Source organism: Xanthomonas bromi, assembly GCF_900092025.1.
GTDB lineage: Bacteria > Pseudomonadota > Gammaproteobacteria > Xanthomonadales > Xanthomonadaceae > Xanthomonas > Xanthomonas bromi.
The window spans coordinates 149140-164011 of the sequence record NZ_FLTX01000018.1; the positions used below are offsets into that span (position 1 = coordinate 149140).

12 protein-coding genes and 1 other RNA gene are annotated in these 14872 nt (G+C 65.4%); 6 read left to right on the top strand and 7 right to left on the bottom strand.

From position 1 onward, the window contains the following. Window positions 1–385 precede the first annotated feature (385 nt). The 4 genes from XBLMG947_RS06945 (at window position 386) to XBLMG947_RS06960 (ending at window position 5772) form a co-directional block, all read left to right on the top strand. Window positions 386–2821 carry a membrane-bound PQQ-dependent dehydrogenase, glucose/quinate/shikimate family gene (locus XBLMG947_RS06945; RefSeq protein ID WP_181093173.1) on the top strand — a complete coding sequence of 812 codons (2436 nt, stop codon included), beginning with the start codon at window positions 386–388 and terminating at the stop codon, window positions 2819–2821. Window positions 2822–2875: 54 nt separating this feature from the next. After that, window positions 2876–3268 carry a hypothetical protein gene (locus XBLMG947_RS22515; RefSeq protein ID WP_139074365.1) on the top strand — a complete coding sequence of 131 codons (393 nt, stop codon included), beginning with the start codon at window positions 2876–2878 and terminating at the stop codon, window positions 3266–3268. A 216-nt stretch (window positions 3269–3484) separates the two neighbouring features. Further along, a complete protein-coding gene (locus XBLMG947_RS06955; RefSeq protein WP_065467195.1) occupies window positions 3485–5356 on the top strand; it encodes a methyl-accepting chemotaxis protein in 1872 nt (623 codons plus the stop codon). A 340-nt stretch (window positions 5357–5696) separates the two neighbouring features. Beyond that, a non-coding RNA gene (locus XBLMG947_RS06960) (sX9 sRNA) lies at window positions 5697–5772 on the top strand. Between the two features lie 4 nt (window positions 5773–5776). On the opposite strand, the gene XBLMG947_RS21260 is transcribed toward XBLMG947_RS06960, so the two are convergent. The 3 genes from XBLMG947_RS21260 to rluD are packed head-to-tail and all read right to left on the bottom strand — an operon-like array spanning window position 5777 to window position 8524. After that, entirely contained in the window at window positions 5777–6805 is a 1029-nt protein-coding gene (locus XBLMG947_RS21260; protein WP_306345526.1) for a DUF4166 domain-containing protein, read from the bottom strand. Continuing rightward, the gene (pgeF, locus tag XBLMG947_RS06975; RefSeq protein WP_065467198.1) at window positions 6715–7527 is read right to left on the bottom strand and encodes a peptidoglycan editing factor PgeF; all 813 of its coding nucleotides are present in this window, start codon (window positions 7525–7527) and stop codon (window positions 6715–6717) included. The genes XBLMG947_RS21260 and pgeF overlap by 91 nt, the downstream gene beginning before the upstream one ends. A gap of 1 nt (window position 7528) precedes the next feature. Then, entirely contained in the window at window positions 7529–8524 is a 996-nt protein-coding gene (gene rluD, locus XBLMG947_RS06980; RefSeq protein ID WP_065467200.1) for a 23S rRNA pseudouridine(1911/1915/1917) synthase RluD, read from the bottom strand. 120 nt (window positions 8525–8644) lie between these two features. On the opposite strand from rluD, the gene XBLMG947_RS06985 reads away from it, so the two are divergent. Both XBLMG947_RS06985 and XBLMG947_RS06990 read left to right on the top strand, forming a co-directional pair. Continuing rightward, on the top strand, window positions 8645–9526 hold the full coding sequence (locus XBLMG947_RS06985; protein ID WP_065467202.1) for an outer membrane protein assembly factor BamD: 882 nt from the start codon (window positions 8645–8647) through the stop codon (window positions 9524–9526). Between the two features lie 293 nt (window positions 9527–9819). Next, a complete protein-coding gene (locus XBLMG947_RS06990) occupies window positions 9820–10806 on the top strand; it encodes a hypothetical protein (protein WP_065467204.1) in 987 nt (328 codons plus the stop codon). A gap of 9 nt (window positions 10807–10815) precedes the next feature. Here the strand turns inward: XBLMG947_RS06990 and XBLMG947_RS06995 are convergent, their stop codons facing one another. From XBLMG947_RS06995 to XBLMG947_RS07010, 4 genes are all read right to left on the bottom strand, one after another. Then, window positions 10816–12456 carry an NAD+ synthase gene (locus tag XBLMG947_RS06995; protein WP_065467206.1) on the bottom strand — a complete coding sequence of 547 codons (1641 nt, stop codon included), beginning with the start codon at window positions 12454–12456 and terminating at the stop codon, window positions 10816–10818. A gap of 1 nt (window position 12457) precedes the next feature. Further along, complete coding sequence (locus XBLMG947_RS07000) at window positions 12458–12850, bottom strand: endonuclease domain-containing protein (protein WP_065467221.1); 393 nt, start codon at window positions 12848–12850, stop codon at window positions 12458–12460. 380 nt (window positions 12851–13230) lie between these two features. Continuing rightward, window positions 13231–14106 carry a succinate--CoA ligase subunit alpha gene (gene sucD, locus XBLMG947_RS07005; RefSeq protein ID WP_065467208.1) on the bottom strand — a complete coding sequence of 292 codons (876 nt, stop codon included), beginning with the start codon at window positions 14104–14106 and terminating at the stop codon, window positions 13231–13233. A 24-nt stretch (window positions 14107–14130) separates the two neighbouring features. Continuing rightward, window positions 14131–14872, bottom strand: a 742-nt coding sequence (locus XBLMG947_RS07010; protein ID WP_306345527.1) for a succinate--CoA ligase subunit beta, incomplete at its 5' end; no start/stop codon positions are given.

The window sequence follows — 14872 nt, forward strand, 5'->3', positions numbered from 1 at the left end:
TGCGTTCTGCTCTCCCATCGCGGGCGCGATCGACAGCAACGACTGTCCAACCCAGGTTTGCCAACAGACCCGGCGATGCATCTCGCAAAACGTTCGAAATCCGCGTGTTCCGTTGTGCCAGACATGCATGTTGGAACGCTCGTTCCTATTCCGTCACGGACAAAGCGCGTTCAGAGGTCTAAAATATTCACATGATTAGCGCTGAGGACCCTGGGAGGGGCGGCGCGTTCATAGCGTTCGATGTTCATCTCTAGATCCGGGCCGCGTATTCGCCACCTGCGATCTCTTTACCCTCCACGACTCGCCACCGCTCGCAGGTGCCCGGGTCCTTCCCGACATCTCAAAAATGACTGATCAATCCTCAAAACGTGGGCTAGGCACCTGGTTGCTGGTGGCCTATGCGGTGGTGATCGCCGTGCTCGGTGCGGTGCTCGCCTATGAAGGCGGCCGTCTGGTCGCCGTCGGTGGCTCCTGGTATTACCTGCTGGCAGGCATCGCCCTGTTGCTGGCGGGCGTGCTGCTCGCGGCCGGCAAGCGCGCGGGCCTGTGGCTGTTCGGCGCCACCCTAGCCGCTACCATTGCCTGGGCGCTGTGGGAAGTGGGCCTGGATGGCTGGGGTCTGGTGCCGCGTCTGGCGTGGATTTCGGTACTGGGTCTGGTGCTGCTGCCGTTCTGGGGCGTGGCGCGTCGGCGCATGCAGCCGTTGTCAGGCGCCGGCTATGCCGTCGTCACCGGCGTGCTGCCGATCATGGGCGCAGCGCTGATCCTGTGGCCGCTGTTCGTCCCACGCAATGTCGAACTCGCGTATGCGTCCAAGCAGGCCGCCAACCCGGCCGCCTTCAGCCGCGCCAACGTACCCAGTCCGGACGGCAACGTCGCGGCCAATCACGACGCCAGCAACTGGACCGCGTATGCCGGTTCCAACCTGTCCAACCACTACACGCCCGGCGCGCAAATCACCCCGGACAACGTGGAGAATCTCAAGGTGGCCTGGGAATTCCACACCGGCGACCTGAAGCCCAAGGATTCCAAGCTGGGCTACGCCTTCCAAAACACCCCACTCAAGGTCGGCGACCTGCTCTATATCTGCACGCCTACCCAAAAGGTGATTGCGGTGGAAGCGGCCAACGGCAAGGAGCGCTGGCGCTTCGACCCGCAGACCAACCCCAAGGCGATGGCCGGCGTGGCCGCCACCACCTGCCGTGGCGTGTCGTACTACCAGGCGCCGGAAGGGACCGCTGACTGCCCGACGCGGATCTTCTGGCCGATGGTCGATGGCCGCCTCGGCGCGCTGGATGCGCAGACCGGCAAGCTGTGCGCCAGCTTCGGCAATAACGGCTATGTCGATCTGAATGCCGGCACCGGCAACACCAAGCCGGGCTTTGTCGGCCCAACCTCGCCGCCGGTCGTGATGCGCGGTGTGGTGATCCAGCCGACCGGCCAGGTGCGCGATGGCCAGGAAGGCGATGCGCCCTCGGGCGTGGTGCGTGGCTTCGATGCGCTCACCGGCCAGCTGCGCTGGGCGTGGGATCTGGGCAACCCGGCAATCACCGCCGAGCCGCCGGCCGGCCAGACCTATACCCGCTCCACCCCGAACGTGTGGTCGCTGATGGCGGCCGACGATGAGCTGGGCCTGGTCTATCTGCCGACCGGCAACGCCTCGGGCGATTTCTTCGGCAAGGGCCGTACACCGCAGGATGAGGAATACACCGCCTCGCTGGTGGCCGTGGATGCAGCCACCGGCAAGGAGCGTTGGCACTTCCGCACCGTCAACCACGACCTGTGGGATTACGACATCGGTCCGCAGCCGAACCTGGTCGATTGGCCGGTCGCCGGCGGCGGCACCCGCCCTGCCGTGATCCAGGCCACCAAGTCCGGCCAGGTATTCGTGCTGGATCGCGCCACCGGTGCGCCGCTGATGCCGGTCAAGCAGATCCCGGTCCCGCAGGGCACCGATCACGGCGACTGGACCGCGGCCACGCAGCCGATCTCGCCGGGCATGCCCAATACCGTGGGCGCACCGAGCCGCGAGTTCGAAACCATCATCGAATCCGATGCCTGGGGCATGACCCCGTTCGACCAATTGGCCTGCCGCATCCAGTTCAAGCAGCTACGCTACGAAGGCATGTTTACGCCGCCGACCCTGCAGGGTTCGCTGGCCTTCACCGGCAACCACGGCGGCATCAACTGGGGCGGCGTGTCGGTGGATCTGCAGCGCGGCATCATGGTGATGAACAGCAATCGCCTGCCCTACACCTTGCAGGTCTACACCCGCGAAAAGATGAACGAGCTGGGCGTGGTGTCGGTGTTCGACGGCAAGAGCAAGACCCCCGGCTACATGGCGCAGAAGGGCCTGGCCTACGGCGCGCGCAAGGAGCCGTGGATGTCGCCGCTCAACACGCCGTGCGTCGCACCGCCGTGGGGCTATATCGCCGGCGTCGATCTGCGCACGCAGCAGGTGTTGTGGCGCCGTCCGCTGGGCACCGGTTACGACCAGGGTCCGATGGGCATTCCGTCCAAGACCAAGTTCGAGATCGGCACGCCCAACAACAGCGGCTCGCTGGCCACCGCCGGCGGCGTGACCTTCATCGGCGCGACGCTGGACGACTTCATGCGCGGCTTCGACACCCGCACCGGCAAGCAGGTCTGGGAAACCCGCGTCCCAGCCGGCCCACAGGCGGCGCCGATGAGCTACACCGTCAATGGCAAGCAATACATCGTGGCCGCGGTCGGTGGACACGACCGCATGGAAACCAAGTCGGGCGACAGCGTCATTGCCTGGGCACTGCCGGACGATGCGCAGACCGCGCCTGCAAAGTAACGGCTGCGCTCGAAGCGTCGTGCGGCCACCCGGTGTGGTGGTGCGTAGAGCCACATGCAGTCCACACTGCGTGGCCTGCGCGCATCACCCGCCTGGCGGCAGTTGGCGCTCAGCTACTCTGTCGTCGGTCTTGGACTGACGCATGCGTCCGATAAAACCGGTCGTCGCGAGACGGCCGGTTTTTTTGCGCGCGTGTTTCCCCGTGCGCAGGAGCAAATGGGTGAGAAACCGATGCTTCGTGCAGGAGCCGAGGCGCGCCACTGCGCCCTCGTTGTCAGGCCTGGGCGTCCGGGGTTCCTGCGGCAGGCAGGCATCCGCAGCCGGCTCTTCCATGTCGCGATCAAAGGTCTGGGCGGGTGTCCGATGGCATCGCGCGCGGCGTCGATGACCGAGCCTGACGCTCGCCCGCAGACCACTATTTTCACGCGAAATTTACAATTGAATTGATGTTTCATATCGCATGACTGATTCCAGCGTGCTTATCCAACGCGCCGAAATCGCTTTCATATCAATGGCATCACGGTTTTTGTGACCTGGTTTTCACATTCTGACAAACGGCAATTTCACGCCTTCATGATTCGGACTCAGCCGCCGATACCACATTGCAGCCCACGGACTGCCGGATACCGCTCCCATCTCAGATCGCCCAGTCGGACTCAGCCTATGTCGCCTTCACACGATGCCGCCCTCGTTGCCCAACTGACTGTCGGTCGGCACGTTGCGCGCGCCACCTGGATGGCATGGCTACCCGCCGCTGCACACATCGGGCTACTGGCCTTGCTCGCCTGCTACGCCGCCACGCTGATGCCCGGCGGCTTTCTGGGCGGACTCGGACGCTTGCTCCCGGCACTGCTGGTGCTGGCCGCGGCGAGCGCCGGTTTCTGGGGATGGTCGCGCAGGCGTCACGCCGCGCAGCTGCAGCAGGCCGTGAGCACCGTGGTGGCGATCGGCGACGGGCGCTTCCAGCGTGTGGACCTGCGCACCGCCTCCGGCGACCTGGCACCCTTGCTGCGTGCGTTGCAGGACACCCAGGACAAGCTGGCCATCCGCATCGATGTGATGGAACAAGGCCTGCGCCACGGCCAGTTCGTGATCAAGGCACTCGACGATCTGGACACCATGATCCGCATCGCCGACGACGATGGCCAGGTGTTGTTCGCCAACCGCAAACTGCTCGCCATGCTCAAGCTGATCGAGCCGGATGTGCAGAGCTTCCGTCCCAGCTTCCATGCGGAAGGCTTCGTCGGCGGCAGCATCGGCGACATCTATCCCGATAGCCAGGCTGCGATCGATCGCATGCGCGCCCTGAATGTCTCCAAGGCCGTGCGCGCGCCGTTCTTCGGCCGCCAGATCGACTTCGTCTACAGCCCGATCATCGACGCCGATGGCACCAAGCTGGGCACCATCGCGCAATGGATGGACGTCACCGCGCAGGTCAATGCCGAGCAGGCGCTGATCCAGATCATCGACGCCGCCTCTGCCGGCGATTTCAGCCGCCGCATGCAGAGCGACGGCATGGATGGCGTACTGCTGACCCTGGCGCAAGGCATCAACCGCATCTACGACTCGGTGGAAACGCACTTGGCCGCGTTGGCGCGCGTGATCGCCGCGATGGCCGAAGGCGACCTCACCCAGCGCGTGGACGGCGATGCGCACGGCATCTTCGCGCGCTTGCGCGACGACACCAACCAGACCGTCACCCGCCTGACCGACATCATCGGCGGCATCCAGACCGCGTCGGACACCATTCGCCAGGCCGCGGTGGAAATCGCCGCCGGCAACACCGACCTGTCCGAACGTACCGAGCAGCAGGCGGCCAACCTAGAAGAAACCGCAAGCTCGATGGAAGAACTCACCGCCACCGTGAAGCAGAACGCGGAGAGCGCACTGCAAGCCAATCGTCTGGTGGTGGGCACCGGCGAAGTGGCGCAAAGCGGCGGCCAGGTGATGGACGACGTCGTCGCCACCATGAGTCAGATCAGTACCGCCTCGCGCAAGATCGGCGAGATCATCGGCGTGATCGACGGCATCGCGTTCCAGACCAACATCCTGGCGCTCAACGCTGCGGTGGAAGCCGCGCGTGCAGGCGAACAGGGCCGCGGTTTCGCGGTGGTGGCCTCGGAAGTGCGCGCACTGGCGCGGCGTTCGGCCGATGCCGCCAAGGAGATCAAGACGCTGATCGCCGACTCCACCGACAAGGTGGAACTGGGTTCGGGCCTGGTGCACCGCGCCGGCGCGACCATGCGCGAGATCGTCGACTCGGTCAAACACGTCACCGACATCATGGGCGAGATCACCTCGGCCAGCGCCGAGCAATCCAGCGGGATCGAACAAGTCAACCGCACGGTCGCGCAGCTGGATGAAGTGACCCAGCGCAACGCCGCGCTGGTCGAAGAAGCCACCGCCGCCGCGCGCAGCCTGGAAGGACAGGCCGTGGACCTGGCCGATGCGGTCTCGATCTTCCGCCTGCAGTCGGACACCCGCAGCGGCGCATCGACGGTGCTGCATACGCGCGTGACCAACGCTGCAGCCTGATGCGGCGATTCGGCGATCTGCGCAGGGAAGTGTCGAAGCGCTAGACCGCGATGCGCGCGAGACGTCGCTTTGGGTCATGCGTCATCGCATGTTCGCGCGCTGAGGCAGCAGTGCGCGTGCACGTCGCGCGCAGTCGGGAAGAGCGTCTGCGCCACCTGCGCCAACGCAGTGCCTTGCCGGCGCGCATCCACATGGCTCATGTCGTCCAGCCGCAGCAGCGCTTGCGCCATGACATGCAAGACAGCATCCACCGGGCGCTGACAGCCCGCTCAAGCCTTAGAGCGGCTAACAAAACTACTACGCAGCCGCCAGGCGGGCGCGGCCGGTGCTCGGAATCCTCATGTACCACTTGTACACTGCGGTTCCTGCGCGCCGTCCACACCCGCCTGACGACTGCTCGCTACGTTTTGTTAGCCGCTCTTAATCCAGAAAGCGCTCGCGCTGCGCCGGCGTCGGCACCATGCATTGGTCGCTGCGGCCGAACCAGCGGTAGCGATTGCGTGCGATCAGCCGGTCGCCGATATCGCGCACCCTGCGTGGAATTAGGCGCAGCACCGCAACCAGCCGCCAGAGCCCGCCCAATCCTGCGAGTACCCGCACGATCGCATCGCTGTCAGTCCAGGCACCGGTGGCGTCCACCAGCAGAAACGACACCGGGTCGTCCGGGTCGAGTGCATGCTGTTGCAACAGCGCGCGCCCGGCTTGCCCCTGCATGGCGGCAAAGCGATAGCGCCCACGTCGATCATGGCGCAGCAGGAATTTAACCCAGCCATTGCACAGCAGGCACACGCCATCGAAGACGATGGTGGCGGGTGGCGCAGCAAGCGATTGATCAACGCGGTGCAAGCCAGCCCTCGTAGCGAATGAAGGGCCTATCAGCGGCAACTGCACATCAACCAGGAACCCGTAACGGCCGCTGTCGGCATGCTCGCGGCAACGCACCTGGCGGAACCAGCGGGCAGGCAACCGAATCACTCCGAACGCCCACACGCGTGTGGCCTGCCAGTACAGCGATTGCGTATCGGCCTGCAGCGAGAATTCAAAGCGCACCGCACCCAGGTGTTCGCGCAAGCTGTTGCCATGGCGCCACAGCCGCGAATGCATCGGCACACCGCCAAACCGCCGATGCCAGCGTTCGCCGTCCGCATCGGCCAGGAATTCCACTTCCACTACCACGCCACCGCTGCGTGGAAAACGGCTCAGCCGTGCCAGCAACGGCACCAACGCATGCCCACCACGCTGAACCTGCGCGCGCCCGGCAAAGGTCTGCCGCTGCTTCACCGAGTGCAATGCGCGTCCTGGCGCGGGCAATCGCGCGAATGCGTCCTGGCCCAGCACCTGGGCGAATAAGGGCGTACTCAGCGCGCGATCCAGGCCAGCGTGGCCATGCGTCCACTGCGGCGGTCGCGACGGTGCGAAAAAAAGCGCTGCGGATCGGAAATGGTGCACAACCTGCCGCCATACACCGCATCGGCCGGCACACCCGCCTGCTGCAGGCGCTGACGTGCCAGCGCATACAGATCCACCCGCCAGTGCCCCGGACGCGTGGCAATGAACGCATGTTGTGCCTGTGCATCGTGCGCAACGAAGGCATCGAACACATCCTGGCCGATTTCATACACCTGCGGTCCCGCGGCCGGCCCCAGCCAGGCCATCAGCTGCGTCGGAGGCGTCCGCATCGCGGCCACGCTGCGCTCCAGCACGCCGTCGGCCAGCCCGCGCCAACCGGCATGCGCAGCAGCGACTTCGCTGCCGTCGATGGCAGCGAACACGACCGGTAGACAATCGGCAGTGAGGATCGCCAGCACCACGCCGGGGACTGCCGTCACCGCAGCATCGGCCACCGGTTCGTGCGCGCCTGGCGGCTGATTCGCCGCGAAATAAGTTGAATCGGACGCAGCGGGCCGTGCGTCTACCCGCACCACGTCCACGCCGTGCACCTGTCGCAGCCAATGCGGCGTGCTTGGCAGCACCAAGGCCTCGGCCAGCAGCGCCCGGTTGCGCTCCACCTGTTCGGGCGCATCGCCCTCGGCGCTATTGCGGTTGCCCAGGTTGAGCGTGTCGAACGGCGCCAACGAGCCGCCCAGGCCGCGCCGCAGCGTGGTCAGCGCGCGGATGCGCGGCGGCGCTAGCCAGTCCGCCGGCAGAATGAAGGGCGCGGCCACGGCCACCTCAGCGGCGTGCCATCTCGGCGGCGCGGGCGCTGTCTTCGCGCAGCGCGGTCATCAGCCGCTGCAGATCGGCCGGCACCGGCGCGCTGGCACGGACCGGCTCGCCGCTGACAGGATGCAGGAATTCCAGGGTTTCGGCATGTAGCGCCTGTCGCTTGAAGGTGCGCAGTTCGTGCACCAGTTCGTCGGTGGCGCCCTTGGGCAGCTTGAGCGCGCCGCCGTACAGCGGGTCGCCGACGATCGGCGATTTCAGGTGCGCCATATGCACGCGGATCTGGTGGGTGCGCCCGGTTTCCAGGCGGCATTCCAGCGCGGTATGCGCACGGAAGCGCTCGCGCAGCCGGTAATGGGTGACCGCGTCGCGCCCATCGTCGCGCACCGCCATCTTCAGGCGGTCGCGCGGGTGACGGTCGATCGGCGCATTGGCGGTGCCGCCGGACACCAGCGCCCCCACCACCACCGCCAGATACTGGCGATGCACATCGCGCGCGGACAGCTGTTCCACCAGCGCGGTCTGCGCCTGCACGGTGCGCGCCACCACCATGACGCCGCTGGTCTCCTTGTCCAGGCGATGCACCACGCCGGCGCGCGGCACCGACGCCAGCGCGGGGTCGCGGAACAGCAGCGCATTGACCAGGGTGCCGTCCGGATTGCCGGCGCCCGGATGCACCACCAGGCCGGCCGGCTTGTCGATCACCAGCACCTGCTCGTCTTCGTAGAGCACGCTCAGCGCAATGTCCTGCGGCGCGGCGTGGGTCTGCGTTTCCAGCACCACCTGCACCTGCACGCTCTCGCCGCCGCGCAAGGTGTCGCGTGGACGCGCCATGGTGCCATCCAGCAGCGCATCGCCGGACTTGATCCACCCCGACAGCCGCGAGCGCGAGAATTCGGGGAACAACTCGGCCAGCACCGCGTCGAAACGGCGGCCGGCGGCGTTGTCGGGCACGATCGCCTGGCGGATGGACGGGTCGAGGGGTTCGGCAGATGGGTCGGACATGGACACGGGCACTCGGGCAAAAGCGGGAATTTGGGGGTCCGGGCGGCCAGAGTCAGTCGCCGGACAGGCCACTAGGCTATCATCGCGCTCTCGTTTTCCTGATGCGTCCTGCCCAGACCCATGATCCGACGGTCCACGTTTTCCGCGCCTGCGCGCCTGATTGCCCTCATGCTGGTCATGGCGTTCGTCGTCACCGGCTGCCACCGCGGTGCCAAGGACAAGAATCCCGACGAGGGCATGCCGGTCGAGCAGCTCTACGGCAAAGGCCACGATCTGATGGAGAAAGGCAACTGGGCCGGCGCCGAAGCCAGCTACAAGCGCCTGATCGCCCAGTACCCGTATGGCCCGTACACCGAGCAGGCGATGATCGAAACCGCCTACGCCCAGTACAAGGCTGGCAAGCACGACGACACGGTGTCCAGCGTCGACCGCTTCATCCGGACCTACCCGACCCATCGCAACATCTCGTATCTGTACTACCTGCGCGGGCTGGCCAACAGCAACCGCGACACGGTGTTCCTGCGCCGCGTGTGGTCGCTGGACCCGAGCCGCCGCGACCTGTCGTCGCCGCAGCAGGCCTACAACGACTTCAACACCGTCACCGATCGCTACCCGAACAGCCGCTACGCCGCCGACGCGCGCAAGCGGATGATCGAGCTGCGCGACATCTTCGCCCAGCATGAGTTGGACAACGCGCTGTACTACCTGCGCCGCAATGCCTGGGTGTCTGCTGCTGGCCGCGCCAACTATCTGCTCGAAACCTATCCGCAGAGCGCCTTTCAGTACGACGCAGTCGCGGTGCTGGCCGAGGCCTACACGCATCTGGGCAACAAGACCCTGGCGGCCGACGCGCGCCGTGTGCTGGAGCTCAACGATCCGCAGCACCCTTGGCTGACCGGCAACTGGCCGAAGTACCCTTGGGTCATCCGCAAGCTCAACCCGTTTGCCGGCGAAAAATCTGCGGCGACCGGTCAAAACAATTCGCAGATGAGTCGCGACTGAGGTATCGGGCGCAAGCATCACGTAGAAGAGGCCGCAAGGCCTCTTTTTTGTTGCGGCAATGAGAAGGCCGCGCGGTGCGTGCAACGACGATGACGGGACGACAGCGCCTGCCGCCGCTGACGCACCTATAGCTGCAACAGCAGCCCGCCTCACCCGCCCGCCCGCAAACGCATCGCCGGACTCGGCGCACGCATCCGGGAATCGGCGCCAGGTCACCGAATGGCCCAGATCCCCTGCCTATACTGACGTCGAACCAGATCCGGCTCCCTGCGAGCGCCGGCCAAGGAAGCCACATGTCTCGTGCCATCGTCACCCTGCTGCTCATGCTGTCGCTGGCGACACTTGCCACGAACGCCGCCGCAGCCCCTATCGTCTACGGCGTCAACGCCCACGACAATCGTCCCGGCTACCCCATGGCCCAGGCCGAGGCACGTTTCAAACTGCTGGCAGCGCGCAACTTGCGTAGCTACCGGTTCGATGTCGACCCGCGCGATTACGCAACGCTGGACACGCTGATCCCATTGGCGCGCAAGTACGGCATCACGCTGCGCCCGATGGTCTACCCGATGTCGCGCGAGATCGGCTACCAATTGGCACGCCGCTATGCCGCAGACATCAAGGTCTGGGAGATCAGCAACGAACAGGACCTGGTCCGCGCCGAAGCCGACACCCGTATCGCCGCAATGACCACGATGTATCTAGGCATGCGGCAGGCCTCCGACGAACTGGCTGCGGGTTTGCATTTCACCATCAACATCACCGCCTGCAATAGCGACGATCGCAGCGCCAACGCGCGATGCCCGGGCGATCGCAACGGCTCGCTGTGGTTTCTGGCAAAAGCCAGGGCTGCCGGTTTCAACTTCGACCACATCAGCTTTCACTACTACGCGTTCCACCACGATGCCGGCTACTGGACGGACTTGTACCTGGGCCAGCTGCGCACCGCCGCGCAGACCTACAACACCCCGGTGTTCTTCAACGAGCTGAACTGTGCCGAGATCTATACCGGCAATACCACCGGTGGCACGGCAGGCGATCAGGGCTGCTACGACAGCCTGGCGCAGCTGCTGCGCAACCTGCGCGACAACTACGCCGACGTGGTGGCCGAGGTGAATGTCTACGAGTTGCTGGACCAGATCACCATCCAGGGCGCCGAAGGCCATTTCGGTCTGATGTACGACCTGACGCGGCCCAAGCCGACCCTGGACCTGCTTACCCGCCTTGCCCAGGCACCGGTCACCGCTGCGGCGGCCGGTGCGCCAGGTGACCGACCGACATAGCCGTTCGCGCTATTGCCCCGAATAGCCGTTGGTGATCGGGTAGCGCCGTTCGCGCCCGAACGCGCGCCGCGACACCTTCGGCCCGGGTGCGGCCTGACGGCGCTTCCATTCGTTGATCCGCACCAGGCGCAGCACGTGCTCCACCGTATCGGCGGCATAGCCGGCGGCAACGATGTCATCGCGCGACTGCTCCTGATCGACGTAGCGATACAGGATGCCGTCGAGCACGTCGTAGGGCGGCAGCGAATCCTGGTCGGTCTGGTTGTCGCGCAACTCCGCCGACGGCGGGCGCGAGATCACCGCCGGCGGGATCACCGGCGCGCCACCCACCGTATTGCGCCACTTGGCCAGGCCGAACACTTCGGTCTTGTACAGGTCCTTGAGCGGCGCATAGCCGCCGCACATGTCGCCGTAAATGGTGGCGTAGCCCACCGCGTATTCGCTCTTGTTGCCGGTGGTCAGCACCAGCCCGCCGAACTTGTTCGACAGCGCCATCAGGATCACGCCACGGCTGCGCGACTGCAGGTTTTCTTCGGTGATGTCCGGCTGGGTGCCTTCGAACATCGGCCCGAGTGCACCGAGCAAGCCTTCGAAGGCCGGCTCGATCGCGATGGTTTCCAGCTTCACGCCCAGCGCGCGGCATTGTTCCTCGGCCAGATCGTTGGACAGATCGGCGGTATAGCGCGATGGCAGGCGCACCGCGGTGACGTTGTCGCCTCCCAGCGCATCCACCGCCATCGCCAGCACCAGGGCCGAATCGATGCCACCGGACAAGCCCAGCCAGACCTTGCCGAAACCGTTCTTGCGGCAATAGTCCTGCAGGCCCCGCACCACCGCGCGCCATGCCAGCGCGTCCATGCTTTCGTCGCCATCGTCCACCCACACCACCGGGGTGAAGCTGCCCTCGCCTGCGGCGTAGTCCACCACCAGCCACTGGTCCACGAAAGCGGCAGCGGCCGGATGCACGGTGCCGTCGCCATCGGCCACCACCGAAGCGCCATCGAACACCAACGCATCCTGCCCGCCGACGACGTTGAGATAGGCGATCGCCGCCCCGCTCTCGCGTGTGCGTTCGGCCAGCAATGCGTCGCGTTGCGCGTGCTTGCCGCGCTCGTACGGCGAGGCGTTTGGCACCAGCACCAACTCGGCGCCGGCCTGCACGGTCTTGGCAAGTGGCTCGGCGAACCAGAGGTCTTCGCAGATCACCACGCCAACCCCCACGCCCTTGACCGTGACCACGCAGTTGTCGCCATCCGGGTCTACATCGAAATAGCGACGCTCGTCGAACACTGCGTAGTTGGGAAGCTCTCGCTTGCGGTAGGTCGCCTCGACCCGTCCGTCGCGCAGCACGCTGGCAGCGTTGTACACCACGCTGCCGGCACTCTGCGGCCAGCCCACCACCGCCAAGATGCCGCGCGTGGCCGCTGCAATCCGCGCCAGCGCCTGCTCGCAATGGGCCAGAAAACCCGGCCGTAACAGCAAGTCTTCCGGCGGGTAGCCACTGATCGCCAGCTCGGGGAACAGCACGATATCGGCCTCGAACTCATCGCGGGCCGCAGCGATGAACTCGATGATGCGGTCGGTGTTCTGCGTCACGGCGCCGACCGGAAAGTCGAACTGGGCCATGGCGATGCGGAGGGTCTGGGACATATCAACGGCCTTGTGCGTGTGTTTTCCGAAGCGGGGAAGCGGGAAGGGAGGAACGCGCCGCAAGCAAATCTCGCGCGATCATCTCGCAGACATCGTCGCCGCGGGCAAGAACTGCATTATTCCAGAAGCGCAGCACCTGGAAGCCCTCGCGGTGGAGGAAGGCATCGCGCGTGGCGTCCGCACCAGGCAGCAGGTGCTGGCTACCGTCGATTTCGACGATCAACGCCCGGGCGAGGCAGACGAAATCGACGATATAAGGCCCGATGGGAAACTGACGCCGGAACTTGAAGCCGAGCAGGCGTCGATCTCGCACCCGATACCAAAGCGCGCGCTCGGCTGCGGTCATCTCACGACGCAGGTGCTTGGCGAATCCGGTCTTGGCGGCGTGGCGCATGGACATCACCGGCAGGAGAATGGCCAAGGTGGCTTGTAGCGCCCGGGTGGCGCTATCGGTATTGATGGCGCTTTGGCGTCGGAGATCGCCGCACGGAAGGCGCCCTCACCCCAACCCATATCCCGCAAGCGGGAGAGCAACTGTCTTGATCACCCGGCGGCGGCGTGGGCATGACCGTGGCACGCTCCGTAGATCAAGCAGAAAACGACCAGTCTGACATTGCTTGTGAACATGATCTCAGCAGAATCTCTGCTGTTGCTGTTGCTCCCTTCTCCCGCGTGCGGGAGAAGGTGCCCGAAGGGCGGATGAGGGGCACCAACAAAAAAGGCCGCCCGAAGGCGGCCTCTTTGGACGCTTGCACGCTTGCGCGTGCGGCGTGCTTACTTCACCAACGCAGCAATCGCCGCACCCAGATCGCCCGGCGAACGGACGGTCTTGACGCCGGCGGCTTCCATCGCCGCGAACTTGCCTTCGGCGGTGCCCTTGCCGCCCGATGCGATCGCACCGGCGTGGCCCATGCGCTTGCCGGCCGGCGCCGAGGCACCGGCGATGAAGCCGACCACCGGCTTCTTCACGAACTGCTTGATGTACTCGGCACCGGCTTCCTCGGCGTCGCCGCCGATTTCGCCGACCATGATGATGCCTTCGGTCTGCGGGTCTTCGTTGAACAGCTTGAGGCAGTCGACAAAGTTCAGGCCGTTGATCGGGTCGCCGCCGATGCCGATGCAGGTGCTCTGGCCCAGGCCCACTTCGGTGGTCTGCTTGACCGCTTCATAGGTCAGGGTGCCCGAACGCGACACGATGCCGATCTTGCCCGGCTTGTGGATGTGGCCCGGCATGATGCCGATCTTGCACTCGCCCGGGGTGATCACGCCGGGGCAGTTCGGCCCGATCAACACGGTGTCCGGATGCGAACGGGTCAACACGTTCTTGACGCGCAGCATGTCCAGCACCGGAATGCCTTCGGTGATGCACACGATGACCTTGATGCCGGCCGCAGCCGCTTCCAGGATCGCATCGGCCGCGTACGGCGGCGGCACGTAGATCACCGACGCGTCGGCACCGGTGGCCTTGACGGCGTCGGCCACGGTGTTGAACACCGGCAGATCGATGTGGGTGGTGCCGCCCTTGCCGGGCGTCACGCCGCCGACGACCTGGGTGCCGTACTCGACCATCTGAGTGGCGTGGAAGGTGCCCTGCTGGCCGGTGAAGCCCTGCACGATCACCTTGGTGTTCTTGTTAATCAAAACGGACATGGATAGTTCCTTCGGTGGCGTGGATCAGGCGGCGTTCTTGACAGCTTCAACGACTTTCTTGGCGCCGTCGTTGATGTTGTCGGCCGGGATGATGGCCATGCCGCTGTCGCGCAGCAGCTGCTTGCCTTCTTCCACATTGGTGCCTTCCAGGCGCACCACGACCGGGACCTTGACGCCCACTTCCTTGACCGCCGCGATGATGCCTTCGGCGATCATGTCGCAGCGGACGATGCCGCCGAAGATGTTGACGAAGATGCCTTCGACCTTGTCCGAGGACAGGATCAGCTTGAATGCCTCGATGACGCGCTGCTTGTTGGCACCGCCGCCCACGTCCAGGAAGTTCGCCGGCTCGCCGCCATTGAGCTTGATGACGTCCATGGTGGCCATGGCCAGGCCGGCGCCGTTGACCATGCAACCGATGTTGCCGTCCATGGTGACGTAGTTGATATCCAGCTCCGAGGCGGTCACTTCGGTCTCGTCTTCCTGCGTCTTGTCGCGCATGGCGATCAGCTGCTTCTGACGGAACGCGGCGTTGTCGTCGCTGTCGAACTTGCCGTCCAGCGCGTACAGGTTGCCGTCGTCCAGGATCGCCAGCGGGTTGATTTCAACCAGCGCCAGGTCCTTTTCGTTGAACAGCTTGTACAAGTTCACCATGATGCTGGCGAACTGGCCGGCCTGCTTGGCATTGAGGCCGAGCTTGAAGCCGAAATCGCGGCCGTGATAGCCCTGCACGCCTTCGACGAAATCGACGTTGAGCGCGTGGATC

Excerpts from the sequence above, each read along its gene's own strand:
- XBLMG947_RS07000 (WP_065467221.1), bottom strand. The coding sequence starts at position 12,850 with ATGCGCCACGCCGCCAAGACCGGATTCGCCAAGCACCTGCGTCGTGAG.
- rluD (WP_065467200.1), bottom strand. The coding sequence starts at position 8,524 with ATGTCCGACCCATCTGCCGAACCCCTCGACCCGTCCATCCGCCAGGCG.
- XBLMG947_RS06990 (WP_065467204.1), top strand. The coding sequence starts at position 9,820 with ATGTCTCGTGCCATCGTCACCCTGCTGCTCATGCTGTCGCTGGCGACA.
- XBLMG947_RS06985 (WP_065467202.1), top strand. The coding sequence starts at position 8,645 with ATGATCCGACGGTCCACGTTTTCCGCGCCTGCGCGCCTGATTGCCCTC.
- XBLMG947_RS22515 (WP_139074365.1), top strand. The coding sequence starts at position 2,876 with ATGCAGTCCACACTGCGTGGCCTGCGCGCATCACCCGCCTGGCGGCAG.
- XBLMG947_RS06995 (WP_065467206.1), bottom strand. The coding sequence starts at position 12,456 with ATGTCCCAGACCCTCCGCATCGCCATGGCCCAGTTCGACTTTCCGGTC.
- sucD (WP_065467208.1), bottom strand. The coding sequence starts at position 14,106 with ATGTCCGTTTTGATTAACAAGAACACCAAGGTGATCGTGCAGGGCTTC.
- XBLMG947_RS06955 (WP_065467195.1), top strand. The coding sequence starts at position 3,485 with ATGTCGCCTTCACACGATGCCGCCCTCGTTGCCCAACTGACTGTCGGT.